We start from the raw sequence: 18,651 nt of genomic DNA, 5'->3' as shown, positions 1-18,651 counted from the left end.
GATTTTTTTATGTGCCGATGGGTGGAATCGAACCACCGTCTGAGGGTTATGAATCCTCCGCTCTAACCATTGAGCTACATCGGCGGAAAATATTTAATTAAAGAGCTGCGCTGTTGCGGGACCGGGATTTGCACCCGGGTCTCGAGGTTATGGGCCTCGCGAGATACTACTTCTCCATCCCGCTATCCAACATTATAATTTTTTTATTATATCTTTCAAGAGTAGATAAATTAATAAAAAATTAATGAAGCGGGGTGTTGTTCTCTCGGTGATTATAAATTTTTTTCTGATATAATGACCTTGACCGCCGCGTTAAAGCAAAAATTGTTAAAACACTAATATAACAATAAACGATGATATCGGGTAGTTTATAGTTATTGTCTAAAATATAAGGGAGTATAATCAATAAAACAATTAGAATTGTCCAGCTGACTACAAAAACCTCGCCAGGATGCCTTGCTTTATAAACAGAAAACCACCTTTCAAACTCTTTAGTGCCCGCGTATATCGAAAGCATTGCCATAAAAATAACGCCAGCAATTTCCAAGGCTTTTTGATATTTATTTGAATACAAAATATCGGCAATGACAATAATATAAAAAACAATATTCCAAAAATAAACTAAATAACGCCAAAAAGTAGAAGTATTTAAAATTTTATTCATATAATATCATTTTATCATTAAAAAATCTTTTTTTGAAGGCGAATTTACTTGCATTTTTTGATAAAATTCAATAGAATTATTTTATAAACAAATCAAAGGGCCGGTAGCTCAGCCCGGATAGAGCGTCTGCCTGTCACGCAGAAGGTCGCGGGTTCAAGTCCCGTCCGGCCCGCCCAAAAATATGACTATTGAAGAAATTAAACAACAAGTTTTTGAAGAAATTGGTCACGCCAAAGATATAAAAAAATTAGAAGAGATAAGGATTAAATACCTCGGCCGAAAAGGTCATCTTACAAATATTCTAAAATCACTTAAAAATTTATCTCTTGAAGAAAGGAAAAGAATTGGGCCAATCGCTAATGAATTGAGGGAAAAAGTTGAAAATGCCCTCAAAGAAAAGAAGGAATTTCTAGTTATTAATGCCGAATTTAAACCGATAGATTTGACCCTGCCAGGAAAGAAAATTCAACGCGGTCATTTACATCCTCTAACTGTTTTAGAAAAACAAATTTATGAAATATTTGGTCAATTGGGCTTTGAAATAATTGAAAGTAGCGAAATTGAAACAGAATATTATAATTTTGATGCCTTAAATATTCCACCCGATCACCCCGCAAGGGACATGTGGGATACTTTTTGGATTAAAAATGATGGCTCTCCAAAAGCCAAAAATCAAAAACTTCTTTTAAGAACCCACACCTCCCCTGTTCAAATTCATTATATGGAAAAACATGAGCCTCCATTCCGAATTGTTTCACCAGGAACAGTTTATCGTTATGAAGCCATTGATGCTTCTCACGATATTCAATTTCATCAATTAGAATGTTTGGTGGTTGATAAAAATATCAACTTCGCCAATTTTAAATTTATCGTTCTCGCCTTCTTTCAAAAATTATTTTCCAAAAAAATAAATGTTCAATTTGTGCCGTCGTATTTTCCATTTGTTGAACCTGGTGTCCAAATCAATATTTCTTGTCCGCGCTGTAACCAAAAAGGGTGCCCCCTCTGCAAAAACACTGGCTGGATTGAAATTGCCGGCGCTGGAATGGTCCATCCAAAAGTTTTTGAATATGTTGGGTATAATCCTAAAGAATGGCAGGGTTTTGCTTTTGGAATGGGACTTGAGCGTATCGCTATGATAAAATACAATATTCCTGATATTCGCCTTTTTAATTCGGGCGATTTAAGATTTATTCGTCAATTTTAATATGAAATTCTCTTATAATTGGCTAAAAGAATACGTGCCTCATCTTCCACCTGCTCAAAAATTAGCATCGCAATTAACATTAAAAAGTTTTGAAGTAGAAAAAATAGAAAAAAGGGCTGGTGATTTTATTTTAGAAATTAATTTGCCGCCAAATCGTTTCTCTGATGCCAGCGGACATTTGGGTTTGGCCAAAGAAATATCTGCTATTTTAGATATTCCTTTCAAACTCCCTTCTTTAAATTTAAAAGAAGGCAAACAAAAAGCTTCAAATTTTGTAAATGTTAAAATTGTTGATAAAAATGACTGCTATCGTTATAGCGCTCGAGTTATTTTTGATGTTCAGGTAAAAGAATCGCCAAAATGGCTTAAACAAAAATTGGAAACTTGCGGCTTACAATCTATTAATAATGTAGTAGATGCAACAAATTATGTAATGCTTTTAACGGGGCAACCATTGCACGCATTTGATTATGATAAACTGACTGGCAAAAATATTAAAACCATTATCGTTCGGCGAGCCAAAAATAATGAAAAAATTGAAACTCTAGATGATAGAAAAATTTCTTTAGATAAAGATATTTTATTAATCGCCGACTTAAAAAATCCTTTAGCAATTGCGGGAATAAAAGGCGGTAAAATAGCCGAAATTGATGCTCACACAAAACGCATTGTGCTGGAAAGCGCCAACTTTAATCCTTCGCTTATTCGCAAAGCTTCTCGAAAGGTTGGAATAACAACTGATGCTTCTTTGCGATTTGAAAGAACTATTTCTCCACTTTTAACAACTGAGGCATTAGATTATGTTGCATCTCTCATTCAACAATTAGCTGGAGGAAGAATTTTGAAAGGAATAATAGATGTTTTCCCGCAAAAATTTACTAAAAAAGTTTTGGGGTTTAATTTTGAAAAGTTTTATCATTTTATTGGTTTTACAATTGATAAAAAATTTATTGAGAAAAAATTTGAAAGTCTCGGTTTCAAAATAATCAAAAAATCATCATCTGATTTATTTGTTGAAATTCCACCGCATCGTATTGATATCGAAAGATTTGAGGATTTAGCCGAAGAGATTTTAAGATTATATGATTACAATAAAACGCCCGCCCTTGCTCCTGTGGCCCCTATTAAACCCATTAATCTCAGCGAGGAAATTGTTTTCCGCAACAAAATCAAAGACATTTTAACAAATTATGGAGTTGATGAAGTATATTCATATGCTTTTATTTCTTTAAATGATATCAAAGCTTTTAATCTAAACGAAAAAAATGTAATCGCTTTAGAAAATCCTATCAGCAATGAATATACCCATTTGCAACCCACTTTAATTATTAACCTCTTAAAAATCGCTGAGTTAAATTTAAAATTTTATGAAAAGATTAAGATATTTACCATTGGAAAAACATTTCAGAAGGCGCCTGTTAAACCTTTTGAAGAATGGCGTTTAGCAATTGCCCTTGCTACCAAAAACAAAAAAGATGATACCGTTTTCTTTGAATTAAAAGGAGTTATTGAGAGTTTGATTGAGGCGCTGAATTGCCACGATGTTTCTTTTGAAGATGCGAATATAAATTGGTTTATTAAAAATCGTTCCGCAATTATTAAAAGCGATAATCTTGATTTAGGATACATAGGCCAAATTATTCCTGCTTTATCCCATAAATACACTGATGGTTTTAACGTTTTTATTTGTGAGTTAGATATTGCCAAACTCTTAAAGCTTTCTCAGGAAGAATATGAATTTACTCCCCTACCAAAATATCCTGCGGTTATTAGAGATATTTCGATTCTTGTCGATCTTGACATTCGCCTTTCGGAAATTTTAAATGTTATTTATGAAAGCGAGCCGAAAATACTTTTTGATGTAGATTTATTTGATATTTACGAAGGTGAGAATTTGCCAGAAAATAAAAAAAGTTTAAGTTTTCATTTGGTTTTTCAAGCTGATGACCATACTTTAACAAGCGAAGAAGTTGGCAAAGCACTTGAAAAAATTATTTCGAATCTTAAAAATAAATTAGGTGCGGAAATAAGATAAGCGCGCTTAGCTCAGTGGTAGAGCGTCTCTCTTACACAGAGAAGGTCGGGGGTTCGATCCCCTCAGCGCGCACTTATCACCCATCGCTCATTGAAAAAATATCTAAAATCATTAAAATATAAAATTGACGCCTCGGTAGCTCAGTGGTAGAGCGAATGCCTGAAGAGCATTGCGTCGGGGGTTCGATTCCCTCCCGAGGCACAAAGCCATTGCGGGAGTAGTTCAGCGGCAGAACGTCTCCTTGCCAAGGAGAAGGTCGCGGGTTCAAGTCCCGTCTCCCGCTCTTTCTAATAGATATGATAAAATTTCAAAATATCCTGATTCTTTTCTTGATAGCCGTTAGTGCTATCCTTTTTGTTTTTCAAAAAGAAATTGGTGATTTTTTAAATTTGTATTATCGCCCAACAAATTTCTATTCCTCAATAAAACCAGTTCCTTTAGTAAACGGTCTTTTTGTTGGCGATATAATGCTTTCGCGAGGCGTAGCTTATCAAATAGAAAAAAACAACGATCTTGAGCTTCCTTTTCAAAACATAAAAAATTTGCTTTTAAAAAATGATTTTGTCTTCGGAAATTTGGAAGCGCCGATTATTGATGGTCGAAAAATTAAAGGCGGCGAGATGATTCTGCGCGTCGATGAAAAAATGGTACCGGTTTTAAAAAAATTTAATTTTTCTGTTTTGTCATTGGCAAATAATCATCTTTTAGATTTTGGCGCTGAAGGATTAATAAAAACCATTGATTTGCTTAAAATTTTTGACATTTATTATGTGGGCGCCGAAAAAAATGAAAGCGAGGCTTATGATTTTAAAATCATTGAAAAAAACGGTATTAAATTTGCCTTTTTGGCCCAAAACGATACAGATGTTATTCCTAGTAATAATTGCGCCCAAGAAAATAAAAACGGAACAGCCTGCTTTAACTTGGAAAAACTAAAAGAAAAAATAAAAGAGGCAAAACAATTGGCCAATTATGTTATTGTTTCTCTTCATGCTGGTAATGAATATCAATATCAACCAAATGAAAATCAAATAAAATTTACGCATGCAGCCATTGATGCCGGAGCTGATTTAATCATTGGTCATCACCCTCATGTTATTCAACCAATCGAAAAATATAGAAACGGTTATATTTTTTATAGCCTCGGTAATTTTGTTTTTGATCAAATGTGGTCTCACGAAACCCGTGAAGCAATTGCCGTCCGAATTATTTTCTCTCCTTCAGCTATTAAAACAATTCAAATTTACCCCATTTTAATCGAAAATTATAGCCAGCCAAAAATTATCAACTCTTTTAACGAGCCGGAACATTTTAAAAATATTATTTCCAAACTAAATTTTCCCGATAATAAATTCGTTCTTATTCAACAATAAATCTCCTATTATCAATTTTTATCCCTTCTTTTTTAAGAAGAAAGGTTTTTCGCTTCTTTCCCCAACGATAACCACCCACTTCACCATTAGATTTAACAACTCTATGGCACAGCAATCCTTTTAAATTGTGTTGATTTAGAATGTTCCCCACTGCTCGATAAGCCTTTGGGTTGCCCGCTTTTTGAGCCACCTTTTGATAACTCAAAACATTTCCCCGCGGAATTTTCCTAACAACCTCATAAACTCTATCTTTAAATTTCTTCTTCATTTATTTTTTTCTATCTAATCTTTGCAAAAAGATAAGCGTCCTTATATGCATTCCCCTTTTTAATATACTTCCTTAAAAGCCCCTCTTTTTGATATCCTGATTTTTCTAAAACTCGCATTGAGGCTTTATTATAAGAAAATACATGAGCATAAATTCTTTTCAATTTTAATTCATCAAATCCTAATCTTGTCACTAATTTAACGGCTCTTGTCATTATTCACTTACCCCAATATTTCTCAGCTAACCAATAACCTATCTCAGCTTTGTGCCCTTCAATCTTTTCTAAACTTACTGACCCTACTACTTTTCCATTAATGTCTATTGCAAAATTAACTTTAGTGAGCTTTTTCTTTCTTTTTTCTTTTAAAATTTTTGTCAACCATTCTCTCACATCTTTCAGTTTGTAAGGATAAGGAATACCCGAAGTATTTCGAGCAATTTTTCTGTTATCTATATTCTTTGCTAAACACCTAGCGTCCTTTTTTCGAAAAGGCCTTAAAATAAATTGCTTTGATTTGATAACCGGCATTTGCATATTATTTCTCAATTAATTCCCTGCCCCGTAGTGAAAATTGTTTCTACTACCGGGGTTCGACTTTTTGGTTGATTTATTAAATTTTAGGAAGTCAGACTTCCTAAATAATGCGTCGCCGTTTATAAATTAATTGATTTCGTTCGCAAAATCATCAAAATTATTCACCCAATAGTCTTTATATTCCTCTCCCGTGTTTCTTGGACCCCACATTAAGAGTTTTACTAATCTGTTTCCGGGAAATATTTTAGCTTGGCCATTTTCTTCAAAGATTTTGCGATAGCCATCTATTTTATAGTTTGCATCAGTGTAGGTTGGCGCTTTTGGATCAACAAACAAAATCAGGTATCGATCGTCCTTCTTGGCCCAAAAGATGAAGTCTGGTTTGAAATTTGCAAACCGATTTTCTTTCGGATTGAAGTAAGGTATAAACACTTCATCCAGTGTTTGATCAAGTTTTGAAAACATCCACCAGTCAAATTGTGTAAATACATTATTAGGTTTGGCAAGATATTCTTCTAATTGTTTAATAAACTTTACCTCACTTTCAACATTGATGATATGATTTATGTAATCAATTTTTTCGGATTCTGAAACTATCACAGGAAGATAGTAATGATTGGCTAAATACTTAATTTTTAATTTATCATATTCAACTTCGGGCTGAAAATTCAATTCTAATTGTTTTATTGCCTCTTTATATTTTTCTTTATCGTTTGTTCTTTCAAATTCCGCATCAATTTCTTTCTCTTTGGCTGCCTTTTGCGAGTAATTTTTTGCTTTTCCAATTGCTTCCAGTATTTTTTGGTATTTTTCTCCATCTCTAAATCTAACCTTTTCAAAATGGACAATAAATTTACCTTTTTCTACTTTTTCAAATCTATCAAATTCTCTGCTTTTAACTCCCATATAATCAAAAATTCGGCCAAGAGTTAACTCTGGTTCAAAAAGTGAGTTTGTTTCGATGAAATCATAATATTTCTCTTTTTCTGAAAAGCTTTCTTTTGCTTTCTTCAAAACCTTTACTTCGCAATCATATTTCGCCACAGCAACTTTATCGCCTATGTATTCATAAAAACTTTTTGTCAGATTAAAATCATCTTTACTTATAATGTATTTTTGAGGATTGCTTTCTTCGGCAAAAATTCTCTCGGCAGTTTTGTAAACCGGCACTAAAAGCGGATGTTTTTGCGCTTCGGGATTTAATATAAACGCTTCGCCCAAACTCTTGTCTTGTTTTTCTTCTTTCAGCGTTTTGATTATTTCTTTCAGGTTTTCGGCATTAGTGCCAAAAACAAATAAGCTCTCAGTTGGCAGAATCAAATCCTTAACTTTCTCAAATAATTGTTCATTTATAACTTTAGCGTTTAGCAAATTTTGGAGTCGCTTTCTTTGATATTTCAGCGGCTCTATTCTTACTCCCCGACCAACTGACTGCAAAACAAATTTTTTAGCATCGCTACCAACACCAATATTTACAAACAAAATCAGATTTGGCCTGTTAGAATCCCACCCCTCGTAAAAAGAGCGCGAACCCATTAAAACATTTATGTCGGAATCATCGCGATTAAGCGTTTCAAAAAATCCCTCATTTTCAAAACGATGATTAATGTTAAATCTTCCCAATTCATCTTTCAGCCATTGCGGCATTTCTCCCGTTTTAATCAGCGCAAAATATCTATCAGAAGTGGTCAGTTTAAAAGCAACCTGGCTTTTGTCTGATGGACGAAAAGAAACTTCAATTGCGCCGGGTGTTCGGCTATTGAAAACATATTGCAGGATATCTTTGTAGCCAATTTTCTCTAATTCGCCGATATTTAAAACAACCTTTTCGCTCTCTTCAAAATAAAATGACGGATTAGAAGAAAATTCAGCGACTAATTCTTCTTTGGCTGATTCTAAGATTCTTTCTGCCGGCTCCTGCGTGGCAATACTCTCTAATTCTCTAAAAAATAACTGCAGGTCGGCATCCGGTTTGTTTACCGAATTAACCAGAGTTAAAAGAAGCGGGTGGTGATAAAGCCTGCTGTCAATTCCCCTTATCTTTTCAAAATTTTTATTGATGTATGAGAGCAAAAGCAAAACCTTTAAAACAATTTTTTGTTTTTCCTGTTTTGAAAAATCTGTTTCTCTGCGGAAAGCCGCAACATCTTGCCCGGACACATAAATATGCTTGCCGTATCCTTCTTCAACAAACCTTGAAAGATTGAATTCAAAAGCGCAGGTCGCAAAATCTCTTGGGTCGGTAAATGTTGCGGAAAAGTTAAACAAAAATCCGTTTCTTGAAAGTATGGAGTATAAAATCTGCCGCTTGCTGTCTTCTTTATCGCCTTTGTGGGCTTCATCCAAAAGAATATACCACCGCCCGCCGTTGTCGTAATTTTGAAAATTGACGATTTTTTCTTTATGTTCGTCAGAAATCAAATCAGAACGATAATAAAAAACGGTAATTTCGTTTTTGGCAAACGGCAAGGCGTTTTCGCGCTTTACGCTTTCGTAATCTCTTAAACTCTTGAGATTTATCTTGGTATCAAAATTAAAGCTGTTAAATTCCTCAACATGATTTTTGAATTGGTTCAAAAGGTCATCACGATGTGCCAAAAAAAGAATATCCCGAACCGGCAATTCTTTTTCGGCAATAAGCTTTCCCAAAAGCTCAATCAGTTTAACAATAATCAGCGTCTTGCCCGAGCCGGTCGCCATCCAAAAGCTCATACGATTGATAAAATGAGCAAAGGAGATTTTATTATCAATAACAGGATAATCATCAGGATATTCTAAAAGATATTTAATAGTTTTCCCTTCTGCTTTTTTCTTCAAATCATAATCAAAATTTTCTTGAAATCCGTTTAATTTGTAATAATCAAATAATGCTTTTTTATCTGCCTTTTTATCCTTGAAATATAAATGCAACGCTCTTATTGCATTCTTTAAAGCATCCTGCTGAAAATCAAAAAGCGTTTTGTCTTTTGAAAATCGGCTAAAATCAAACTCCTGCCATTTTGCGGGCAAGTTTTCAAAAGAAATGTCTTTAAGTATTCTGTCTTGGAGATAAAGCGGCATTCGCTTTTCTTGTTTAGGCATAATTTTAAATCGCTAACCAATATTTAAGCGGCATTCTGATAATTTTTTCGTTCATTATTTCTAAATCTCCTTGTCGACTGATTATAATTCCATAATCATAGCCGGCAGTAACTTTTCCGCTATTTTCTATTTGCTTTATTCCATCATTCTGTTTCCCAAATCCGACTTCTATAATAATTTTCTTTCTCTGTCCCAGACGCAAAATAAAATCTGCCCCGCCCGAAGAAGAATCGTGCATTACTTCAAGACCGCCATAGTGCTTCCCTTTTCTATGAAAATCTTTACTGAAAATTAAAGTCAAATAATCTTCTAAAATTTTTCCTTTGACCTCCGGAGGCAAAATACCGTTCAAAATACTAACTCGCAAGGATGGAGAAATAAATAAAAACTTAATCGGCTTCCTGACTCTGACAAATTTTTGACCGTAACTCTTTATTTCCGCCAAAACCCCACCTTGAACCAAAGCGTCTAAAATTGCTCTAACCGGCCTGTAATCAAGTTTCAAAGTATTGCATAATTTATCGATGTCAGTGCTGTCGGAACTTGCGATTAAATATAATAAATCCTTGATTTTTGAAATCGTTTCCGAACTCAAGCGGCGCATTTCGAGCAAATCCTTGGTTATAAATTTATCAATCACTCCAGATACTAATTCAAAAACAATTGACTTTTTATTTTTTAATCTCAAAACAAATGGAAATCCGCCGAAATACAAATAATCATCTTCAGCGCCGGGAGGAAACTTGCTAAAATATCTTGAAATCTCTGGCTGTTTATTTTTACAAAACTCAAACAACTCTTTTGCGTCTTTGCTTCCCAAAATTGCTTCAGTAAGATTATCTGATAAACTTCGTTCGGGATAGATATTATTTTTCAAAATTGCATACTCATTAAATTTCAAAGGATATAATTCTTCGGAAAGCGATCTCCTTGATAAATCAGGATTTAATTTTATCCGCAAAGCCGAAGAGCCGGTAGCGATAACCAAAATATTTTTATGTCCTTTAGTTGCGTCAAAAACATTTTTTAAAAATAATCCCCATTTTTCGTCATAGTGGACTTCGTCCAGAAGAATAAGCAATTTTTTGTTTAAATCAACAAATCTAATTTCATTTCTCTCCTGATAATAATTAAAGAATTCATTTAAAGTGATACCTTCATCAGAAAGACGGCTTACATCCAAATAAATTTTCTCATAATCTTGAGCAATAACATTTCTGTAATTTGATTTTCTGTAAAGCGGTATAAACTTTGGAGCATTATAGAGTTGGGCCAATAACGTAGTTTTGCCAACGCCTCTAATACCCGAAAGAAGATTTATTTTTTCTATTTCTTCTAACCTCCCGGCGGCAAACTTTTCCAAAGCGGTTAAATAATAAGAAAAAATATACCTTGTTGGATTAAGCTTATTTTCTTCATCATAAATATACCCGGAAAGAAACTTGTCTAATTCCGAGGTCCAAAGACGGTAAAAATTTTCTATTTTTTCTCTTGTAGCCATATGCTTATTTCAATTGTATTCCAATCCAATCAAAATGTCAAGTTCAATTGTATTCCAATCCAATCAAAAATCAGGGTTTATTATATTCCCACCAAATTAACGGCTTAATTAGTTTATAATCTAAATTTTTTGTATCGACCTTTGTTCCGTCTTCAAATTCCACTTCGGCATCGGAAATCTTTTTAATCCATTTGCCGGTAAGGTTGGACAAGGTTTCTGCAATGTCTATATTCGAATAGAGTTTGTCTAAATCCACTTTCACCTTATTATTCTCATAATCAATTTTTAAGACCTCTTTACCATCCTTTGTCTCTAATAACTTGAAATCTCTACCAAAGACATATTCCTGATACGGACTTCTGCCCGGTGCGTTAAACAAACCTCCATCTTCGTATTTACAATTTGCCAGCGCTTCTTCGTACTGCTCAAGCTCGTAATACTTGAAGAAGCCGCCACCTTGATAATCCTTTACCTCTTTTGAGATGCCGGATTTATCATAAGCCAGAACTTTTTTCATTCTTGGTAAAACTACCGTATAAAAATGTTCTCCCATCTCAACGCCAATCCATTTTCTGCCAAGTTTGTGTGCTACGGCTGTAGTCGTGCCTGAGCCAAGAAAAAAGTCCATAAGTAAATCGCCTTTATTAGTAGACATATCAATAACTCTTGCTAATAATTTATCAGAGTTTTCGGTAGAAAAACCCCAAATAGGAGTAGTAGAATATCCCGGTATATCAGTCCAATTAGTCCCAATTCTTTTTTTATCAATTAAAATTTTCAATTTCCCGTTTTCAATTTTCAATCTCTTGTTTTTATACATTTCATCTAAATTCTCTTGTGAATATGACCACCTTCTATATTCAGGAGGTTTAAATTCAATTCCATCAACAAATCTCGAAGGATTTACTTTTTTATCCGATGGTCTAGTTCCTAAATCTCCCCAATAAGAATCTTCTCTATCCACCAATTGATTCTTAAAAATAAAATTACCAAAACCATAAACAAATAAATTTTCTGTTTCTTCAATCAGATTTACATCTCCAGTTTTTGGTAATGCTTGATTTCTCTTAATATCAATCTCATTCCTAAAATTTTCCTTCCCAAAAATCTCATCCATCAAACATCTCACAATCCAGTTTCCATTGTAATCACATCTTACAAAAATGCTTCCTTTTTCATTCAGCCAATCTTTGGCAATTCGCAAACGGTTTTCAAGCAGTGTTGCCCAGTTGGCATCTTTGTAGTTGGTGCGGTATAGAAATTGGTCAGAAGAATCTAAATTAAACGGCGGGTCAATATAAATCATCTGCACTTTTTCTTTGAATTTCGGCAGGATTGTATTTAATGCCTGATAGTTTTCGCTCTTTATCAGCCAGCCATCTAAAGATTTGTCCAAATCATCAAACAAAGCCAAAATCTCAAGCTCTAAATCCTTGAAATACTTGGTATCAATGGGAAGGTGCTCGTATTTCTTAGCTAAATGCTTGCCTGTTAAATCAGTTTCAAAAACATCGCTTGGTGTAAACTTATCATCCACAATGCCTAAATCCTGCCATTCCTTGATTTGTTCCTTGATATTTTCATGCTCCAAAATTTTTTCAATTAGATTAGTATTTTTTATTCTATCCAGCGTAATCACATAGTTTGAGTTTTTAACAAACTTCGGCTTGTTCCAGATTTTTACCAACTCGTCTTCAAATTGGGAAATAAAATCAATAATCTTGAAAGCAATATCTTTTAAGATTTGCAACTGATTGACTCTCTCCGCACTCCACTCTTTTGCCCCATCCCAGAAGTATTGATAACTCCAGAGTTTAAACTGCTCCTGTAAAAATGCTTTGGCATTTTTGTTAATGAAGAAATCAACCTCGCTTTGTTTTTCAAAAATCCTGAAAGCACGCTCTAGTTGCTCTTGAGTGATAGTAATACCTTTTTTCTTTATTGCTTTTAATATCTCATCCTCTTTTGTTTTCGTACCTTTTTCGGAGTATTGAACACCAAAAACAATGGTTCCATCTTCTTTGACAGTATCTAATTCAAATACCAGTGTGCGTTTTTCGTTGGCTTTTTTGTTTTCTATCTTTGAAGCGTCAAAGTAAAATTTTAATCCATCAAACTCAACAGGCATACTCCTGAAAATCCTGTCAGTTTTAACATAGTAGAGCATCTGCGTTTTCCAGAAGAGAATGACATCCTTTTCATCGGTATAAACTTTTTCGTAGATGTTGTTATGAAAAGGCGTTGAATTGAAATAGATTGAGCCGCTTTCCGTAAAATAACGGCTAAAAAATGAATAGAGCTTCTCAAAAAGTTCGTCTCTAAAAGCTGGGTATTGCTGAAGAGCGTTTTCAATATCTTGTTTTAGTAATTCCTCAATTTTGCGGTAGTAATTTGATTTTATCCTCATCAAATTAACAAAACCGCCTTTACCTTCAACCTTAGCTCCGATAAATACATCTTGCAGGGCTTTATAAAATTTTTGCTCTTTTGTCATATTTCCATTTTATCACAATTTTTTTCTTTTTAAATAAGGTTTATTTTTGATGATTATCAATTTCTAACCTTTTTAATTTGCTCTCTCGTTTTGCGGCAAATCGTGAATAGTAAATGTTTTTGACATATTATTATTTTACCACATTTAGGAGTTTTGTTAAGCTATCGGATCAAAACAAGGCTGAAATAGCGACCTAAAAGTAGATAAAAAAGGGGAGTCACATTGACCCCCTTTTTATGTAAATTGAAGTTATAAATGGAACAAGGGTGAACACAGAATTTATTGAGAAAAAAGCTATTTCTCTTTAATTTTTTCCCAATCTTCCCTTTCCCCTCTCTTCAACTTGAAAACAGGATTAATCTCTATTTTTCTAAGATCTTTTATCTTATTATAGGTTTGTTTATCTCTGATTTTTATTTTTTTTAGAAGATGCAAAAACTCATAACTCACTTGACTTGAATTAACAGAGATTTTTTCTTTTAATATTATTGGCTCTATTTTCTTTTTATTAAAGTTATACTCTCTTTTCTTTGCTTCCAAAAAAATTTGATAGAGATAGGCATTAATAGCAGTTAAGGGATTTTTCTGGTTCTTGAATCTTATTAATTGAGGATGGTTTTGATAACCTTTTGTTTTTCCTTGAAGCACCTTTTTAGCTAATAAGCCTTCTCTCCAAGTGGCTAAAAGACCTTTGGTATCTAAGTATTTTGGATGTAAAGACCATAAACGCATTTTTTCCTTTACTCTATTAATTCTTCAACTTCTTCTTTGCCTTTTTCTAATTCCTCTTTTTGTTCTAAATCCTGCTCAAATAATAAAGTCTGAAATTCTCCTACATGGGTTTTTTCTTCTTTGGCTATATCTAAAAGAACTTTCTTAATATCCTCATTTTCTGTGATTGCTGCTAATTGCTCGTAAAGATTGATGGCATCTAATTCAGCTATCATTCCTACTCTTAAAATTTCTTTATCTACATCCTCTTTTTTAATTTTCTCTAAATTGATAGGAATTTGAGAGAGCATAATTTATATTTTAAAACGACCATTTATTTTTTAATTTTTGATAACATAATCACCGGTCATAACACTTCATTTCACCTATTTTAGCTTTTTTAATTTTTTTGTGCTGTTTTAACGGTTTAAGCTAGCGGAAGGGGTGGGATTCGAACCCACGAGTCGCTTCATCAGCGACACGGCTCTCCAGGCCGTCCCGTTAAACCACTCCGGCACCCTTCCATTTTTTATTTTTTAAACTGACATCTCTCTTAATAATTTAATTCTCTCCTCTATTGGCGGATGAGTGGAGAAAAGTTTAACCAACCACGAAACAGATTGATTTTTTTTAATGGCGGGATTGGCAATATATAAATGAGCGGTGGCATTAGAATAATGTCGCATCGGTGTTGAATCGTTTGCTATCTTCTCTAAAGCCGAAGCTAATCCTTCAGGATAGCGCGTCAACAAAGCAGCCGATGCATCCGCCAAAAATTCTCTCTTCCGGGAAATGGCAAATTGAATCAATCGAGCAATAAGCGGTGATAAAATAATAAAAATTACACCCGCTATTGTCAATAAACCAATCAACTGGTCCCCTTCTCTTCGAGAAGAGCGTTTCTCTCCAAAGCCTCCCCAAAAACTAGCCCGCAAAAAAATATCTGAAAGAATAACAACCAATCCCACCAACACTACCACCACCGTTTGAAGAAGAATATCGCGATTGCCGATATGAGATAATTCATGAGCAATGACGCCTTCTAATTCGCTTCGATCCAATTTTTTTAATAAACCTTCGGTAATAGCAATCACCGCATTGTTAGCATTTCGACCAGTCGCAAAAGCGTTTGGAGCTTTTTCTGGTAAAATATAAATTTTGGGCATTGGCAAACCAGCTGTAATGCATAAATTTTCTACTATCCGATACAGTTCGGGATTGTCTTTAAATTCAAGAGGTTTAGCATGAGTAAATATTAACACGATCTTATCCGAGACCCAATAACTTATAAAATTTAAAACCAAAGCAAAAATCAGCGCGTAATAAAAAATTACTGGCGTTTTGAAATAATAACTGATAAACCAACCAATAGCAACAATAAAAACCAGAAACAAACCCATTAACAGCCAGGTTTTTTTAACGTTGGACTCTTTAAACGAATACAGCGTCTGAACCATAAACTTTTATAATGCCGAAACTAAAATTGCACTTTCACCGGTTCTTTCTCGCTCACATTTTCTAAAGCAAAAAATTCTTCTTTTTTAAAGTTGAAAATTTTGGCAATAATATTAGAAGGAAAAACTTCGATTTTGGTATTTAAAGCCAAAACGCAATTATTATAGAATCTGCGCGCGGCTTGAATTTTATTCTCCGTATCAGCCAATTCTCTTTGTAAATCTAAAAAGTTCGCATTTGCTTTTAATTCCGGGTAGTTTTCAGCCACCGCAAATAAAGTTTTCAGGGTATTGCTTAACATTTCCTCACTTTCGGCTTTCTTTTGCAAGCCCTGCGCACTAATCGCTTGAGCGCGCGCCGTTGTCACATTTTCAAAAACTTGTTTTTCATGCGCAGCATAACCTTTCACCGTCTCAATGATATTGGGAATTAAATCGTAACGGCGTTTCAACTGAACTTCAATATCTGACCACGCCTCTTTCACCCGATTGCGTAATCGAACAAGACTATTGTAAATGCCAATAACCAAAACGATAAGAATAAAAATAACAATCCCTATAATAGTAATCAAACTCATGATTTAATTAATTAAACGACCTTATAATGATTTTATCATTATTTTTTATTAAATCAAATGCTAATCATTCAATCATCAAATCTCTATCTCTAAATAATCAAATGGTTCTCCAAAATCGTGCCAATCCTCTAAAGTTCTTAGTTTTTTAGCACCTCTTTTTTGTAAAAATTCGGATAAACCATTCTCAATTCGTGCATGACAAACAATCTTTTTAAATCCTTTCTTTTTCGCTTCGTTTTTTAAAGTATTAAGAAGATCGAAAAACAATCTGATATTTCTTACTTCTGGAAATGTCGCTATAGATTCCACATACAAAACATTTTTTTTGGAAGTAAGTTCGGGATCATAATCTTTTAACTCCCGGTAGGCATCGGAGAGTGGTTTGGAAGAAAGACAGGAAACAATTTTTCCTTTTTCATCTCTAGCGATAATTTGAATTCCTTTTTTATTTAATAAAGTTTCTTTAAGATCTTCCAAATCCGACTGCATTTCTTCAGGAAAACTCTCTTGCTCAATTTTCAGAATTTGTTTTAGCTCTTCTTCACTTAAATTCTTAACTGCATGAACATTGTATTTTCTCTCGATTTCTCTTAAAAAAATCTTTCTTTTTTCTTCTCTCTCTTTTTCTTGTTCAGGTGTTCTTATTGGTTGTCGAGGTATTTTTTCAGGCATATGAGGTAAAAAAAATTGATTGCAAATGACCTATTTTTAGTATATCTCGTTATTAACATTTATCAATTAACTGCTGACTTCTCGTTTGATGGCCAAAACTGAGGTGTCTTTTAATGTTTCAAGATAATATTCTCTATCATAAAAATATCCTCCTAGTTTTTTAATTGGTGGCAGAGAAAAGGAAGGAAGATGATCATCGTCAATATCATTAGTTCCAACTTGGCCTAAGCCTACTTTTTCAATGTTACAGGCTTGGGCATATTTGCTTAAAAACTGAAACATTGCTTCTCCGATGGCATAATTAACATTATGACCAGTAGGATATTTCTTGTTTACTTCAAAATTATCAGCAATTAAGACGGGTTTTTTGTTTTGATCTAAGGTGACAAATAGCCAGGTTTGAGCAACAGGATCATTGGTACCAGGATCAACTATTTCAGCAACATTGATACCTTTATCAATGAGATATTGAAAGATGGTCTCGGGATGGAAGGTTGGTAATTCACCAGGGGGCGGTTCTTTAACACCAACAGCAATACAACAACCAGTAAAATTGCCTTGGAACAGATCTTTTTTAGGGTTTCTATCCCAAATTTTAACGATAAATTCTTTTTTCAATGTTTGTTCTTTTTGTTGTTGTTCGGTTAAGGATTTAATGGTTTCTAAAAGATGACCAAAAGCTTCCTGGGTTTGATTAGGAAGTTCAAAATTGGGATTTTTGTTTTTAAGGTAATTTAGGCTTTTGGTATAGGTTGGAAGAAGTTGTTCAAGCCAGTGAGGGTCATTAAGATTGATTTTTGAAGGATCAAATTCTTTTTTCTTTTGTTTGAGCTGAATAAGGTCTTTTTCTAAGCTGCGTTTTAATGAGGGTTCGGTAATAGAATCAATCCAGTATTGGAGACGATTTTCGAATTGGTTAAATAAGGCTTCTTGATTTTGTTTTTTGGCTGTGCCAACAGTCATAATTAATTGTTCTTTGAAGTTGAGCCAATTGTCCCAGTTAATGTTGTATTTTTTAAATTCTTGTTCTACTTTTTGGTTGTGTTTGGCAATTTCTCTGCCAATTTCGTCTTTTTGGTTTAAAGCAGAGATAAATTCTTGAAATCTGTTTTCAAAGACTGATTTTAAGACAGCATTGGTAAATTCTAGGATTTCTTCATCACATTTTTCTTTAATTAAAGTTTGATTAGTAACGAGATTAGCAATATATTTGAGTTTCCATTGAGTAAGATCTTGGTCTTTGATTTCGGTTTTAATGTTTAAATCTTCAGCTACTTTCTTTAATAAATTCTTATTGAGAGTGAGTTTTAATTCTTCAAAATTAGAGGAAGGAGATTGAAAGACTTGAGCGAATAACTCTGGAGCTTTTAAGGTATGGTAAGCAGCAGCGATTTCTAAAAGATCAGAGAAATTGTAGCCATCGAGGTTTTTATTGGTTTGAAGATAGGCTTTGATTGGTTCGATAAAAGAAGGATTATCTAAGATAGGATGAATTACTTCAAGATAAGCTTCGGTAAAAGATAAGCCTCTGATTAAATGATTTTTAAAGAGTTGAGTGGAAAGATTGGGATCAATTAAGAAGAGATTAACGATATCAAGATTGTGGTTGATAAAGAATTCTTCCGGATTTTGCCATCGTTTAGTTTCATCAATATGTTCATTCACTTCGTTGGCTAATTTTTTCAGATAAAGATAACGAGGAAGATAATCTTTGATACATTTAGATAACTCTTCATTATGTTTAAGAAGGGTGATGATTACTTGATAAAAAAAGTTTAAATCTGTTTCTGACAGCTTGTTTTTCTCCAAAAAAACAGTTCTTATTCTTTTTTCTTGATTGTAATCAAATATTTTAGCTAGTTCACCTAAAGATTCGGCAGTAGCGCATCTTACATCCACATCAGAATCACGGATTCCTTTTTCATATAAAGGAATGAATTTTTCTGGAGAGATTTTAGCTAGTTCACCTAAAGATTCGGCAGTAGCGCGTGTTACCTCCCAATCAGAATCACGGATTCCTTTTTCATATAAAGGAATGAATTTTTCTGGAGAGATTTTAGCTAGTTCACCTAAAGATT

Annotated in this window: 14 protein-coding genes, 6 tRNA genes and 1 pseudogene; 7 read left to right on the top strand and 14 right to left on the bottom strand. The window is 33.8% G+C overall.

Annotated elements, in window-relative coordinates:
- Positions 1-12: 12 nt before the first annotated feature.
- Together N2692_02730 and N2692_02725 are read right to left on the bottom strand one after the other, a co-directional pair.
- Positions 13-84, bottom strand: a tRNA-Met gene (locus tag N2692_02730).
- 157 nt (positions 85-241) lie between these two features.
- Entirely contained in the window at positions 242-664 is a 423-nt protein-coding gene (locus N2692_02725) for a hypothetical protein (GenBank protein ID MCX8016184.1), read from the bottom strand.
- 97 nt (positions 665-761) lie between these two features.
- Here N2692_02725 and N2692_02720 point away from each other — a divergent pair.
- The 7 genes from N2692_02720 (at position 762) to N2692_02690 (ending at position 5,279) form a co-directional block, all read left to right on the top strand.
- A tRNA-Asp gene (locus N2692_02720) sits at positions 762-836 on the top strand.
- Between the two features lie 9 nt (positions 837-845).
- Positions 846-1,871: a phenylalanine--tRNA ligase subunit alpha gene (gene pheS, locus N2692_02715; protein MCX8016183.1), complete on the top strand. Its 1,026-nt coding sequence runs from the start codon at positions 846-848 to the stop codon at positions 1,869-1,871.
- 1 nt (position 1,872) lies between these two features.
- Positions 1,873-3,906 carry a phenylalanine--tRNA ligase subunit beta gene (pheT, locus tag N2692_02710; GenBank protein MCX8016182.1) on the top strand — a complete coding sequence of 678 codons (2,034 nt, stop codon included), beginning with the start codon at positions 1,873-1,875 and terminating at the stop codon, positions 3,904-3,906.
- Positions 3,907-3,978, top strand: a tRNA-Val gene (locus N2692_02705).
- A gap of 57 nt (positions 3,979-4,035) precedes the next feature.
- Positions 4,036-4,107, top strand: a tRNA-Phe gene (locus tag N2692_02700).
- 10 nt (positions 4,108-4,117) lie between these two features.
- Positions 4,118-4,189 (top strand) — tRNA-Gly (locus N2692_02695).
- 13 nt (positions 4,190-4,202) lie between these two features.
- Positions 4,203-5,279 carry a CapA family protein gene (locus tag N2692_02690; GenBank protein MCX8016181.1) on the top strand — a complete coding sequence of 359 codons (1,077 nt, stop codon included), beginning with the start codon at positions 4,203-4,205 and terminating at the stop codon, positions 5,277-5,279.
- Here N2692_02690 and N2692_02685 read toward each other — a convergent pair.
- The 12 genes and pseudogenes from N2692_02685 to N2692_02630 all read right to left on the bottom strand — a co-directional run.
- A complete protein-coding gene (locus tag N2692_02685; GenBank protein ID MCX8016180.1) occupies positions 5,266-5,547 on the bottom strand; it encodes an MGMT family protein in 282 nt (93 codons plus the stop codon). The genes N2692_02690 and N2692_02685 overlap by 14 nt on opposite strands.
- A gap of 10 nt (positions 5,548-5,557) precedes the next feature.
- Positions 5,558-6,076 (bottom strand): annotated as a pseudogene (locus N2692_02680) (GNAT family N-acetyltransferase).
- A 132-nt stretch (positions 6,077-6,208) separates the two neighbouring features.
- A complete protein-coding gene (locus N2692_02675; GenBank protein ID MCX8016179.1) occupies positions 6,209-9,163 on the bottom strand; it encodes a DEAD/DEAH box helicase family protein in 2,955 nt (984 codons plus the stop codon).
- Positions 9,164-9,167: 4 nt separating this feature from the next.
- Entirely contained in the window at positions 9,168-10,664 is a 1,497-nt protein-coding gene (locus tag N2692_02670; GenBank protein MCX8016178.1) for an AAA family ATPase, read from the bottom strand.
- Between the two features lie 70 nt (positions 10,665-10,734).
- The gene (locus N2692_02665) at positions 10,735-13,158 is read right to left on the bottom strand and encodes a site-specific DNA-methyltransferase (GenBank protein MCX8016177.1); all 2,424 of its coding nucleotides are present in this window, start codon (positions 13,156-13,158) and stop codon (positions 10,735-10,737) included.
- A gap of 294 nt (positions 13,159-13,452) precedes the next feature.
- Positions 13,453-13,890 carry a pyrimidine dimer DNA glycosylase/endonuclease V gene (locus N2692_02660; GenBank protein MCX8016176.1) on the bottom strand — a complete coding sequence of 146 codons (438 nt, stop codon included), beginning with the start codon at positions 13,888-13,890 and terminating at the stop codon, positions 13,453-13,455.
- An 8-nt stretch (positions 13,891-13,898) separates the two neighbouring features.
- Positions 13,899-14,180 (bottom strand): rubrerythrin, encoded by a 282-nt coding sequence (locus tag N2692_02655; GenBank protein ID MCX8016175.1) that lies wholly within the window; start codon positions 14,178-14,180, stop codon positions 13,899-13,901.
- A gap of 125 nt (positions 14,181-14,305) precedes the next feature.
- Positions 14,306-14,393: transfer RNA gene (locus N2692_02650), tRNA-Ser, on the bottom strand.
- Between the two features lie 12 nt (positions 14,394-14,405).
- Positions 14,406-15,326, bottom strand: coding sequence for a M48 family metallopeptidase (locus N2692_02645; protein MCX8016174.1), 921 nt, complete (start codon positions 15,324-15,326; stop codon positions 14,406-14,408).
- Between the two features lie 20 nt (positions 15,327-15,346).
- A complete protein-coding gene (locus N2692_02640; GenBank protein ID MCX8016173.1) occupies positions 15,347-15,901 on the bottom strand; it encodes a LemA family protein in 555 nt (184 codons plus the stop codon).
- A 75-nt stretch (positions 15,902-15,976) separates the two neighbouring features.
- Positions 15,977-16,573 carry a GNAT family N-acetyltransferase gene (locus tag N2692_02635; GenBank protein ID MCX8016172.1) on the bottom strand — a complete coding sequence of 199 codons (597 nt, stop codon included), beginning with the start codon at positions 16,571-16,573 and terminating at the stop codon, positions 15,977-15,979.
- Positions 16,574-16,639: 66 nt separating this feature from the next.
- A partial coding sequence (locus N2692_02630) for a HEAT repeat domain-containing protein (protein MCX8016171.1) occupies positions 16,640-18,651 on the bottom strand: 2,012 nt, incomplete at its 5' end.

The sequence above is a fragment of the Patescibacteria group bacterium genome (assembly GCA_026415775.1).
Lineage (GTDB): Bacteria > Patescibacteriota > Minisyncoccia > UBA6257 > JAAZHW01 > SKW32.
This window is presented reverse-complemented; position numbering and strand designations above follow the sequence as displayed.

Bases quoted from the DNA above. Each gene is read 5' to 3' on its own strand.
- N2692_02675 (MCX8016179.1), bottom strand. From the start codon at position 9,163: ATGCCTAAACAAGAAAAGCGAATGCCGCTTTATCTCCAAGACAGAATA.
- N2692_02685 (MCX8016180.1), bottom strand. From the start codon at position 5,547: ATGAAGAAGAAATTTAAAGATAGAGTTTATGAGGTTGTTAGGAAAATT.
- N2692_02640 (MCX8016173.1), bottom strand. From the start codon at position 15,901: ATGAGTTTGATTACTATTATAGGGATTGTTATTTTTATTCTTATCGTT.
- N2692_02670 (MCX8016178.1), bottom strand. From the start codon at position 10,664: ATGGCTACAAGAGAAAAAATAGAAAATTTTTACCGTCTTTGGACCTCG.
- N2692_02690 (MCX8016181.1), top strand. From the start codon at position 4,203: ATGATAAAATTTCAAAATATCCTGATTCTTTTCTTGATAGCCGTTAGT.
- pheS (MCX8016183.1), top strand. From the start codon at position 846: ATGACTATTGAAGAAATTAAACAACAAGTTTTTGAAGAAATTGGTCAC.
- pheT (MCX8016182.1), top strand. From the start codon at position 1,873: ATGAAATTCTCTTATAATTGGCTAAAAGAATACGTGCCTCATCTTCCA.
- N2692_02660 (MCX8016176.1), bottom strand. From the start codon at position 13,890: ATGCGTTTATGGTCTTTACATCCAAAATACTTAGATACCAAAGGTCTT.
- N2692_02665 (MCX8016177.1), bottom strand. From the start codon at position 13,158: ATGACAAAAGAGCAAAAATTTTATAAAGCCCTGCAAGATGTATTTATC.
- N2692_02635 (MCX8016172.1), bottom strand. From the start codon at position 16,573: ATGCCTGAAAAAATACCTCGACAACCAATAAGAACACCTGAACAAGAA.
- N2692_02645 (MCX8016174.1), bottom strand. From the start codon at position 15,326: ATGGTTCAGACGCTGTATTCGTTTAAAGAGTCCAACGTTAAAAAAACC.
- N2692_02655 (MCX8016175.1), bottom strand. From the start codon at position 14,180: ATGCTCTCTCAAATTCCTATCAATTTAGAGAAAATTAAAAAAGAGGAT.
- N2692_02725 (MCX8016184.1), bottom strand. From the start codon at position 664: ATGAATAAAATTTTAAATACTTCTACTTTTTGGCGTTATTTAGTTTAT.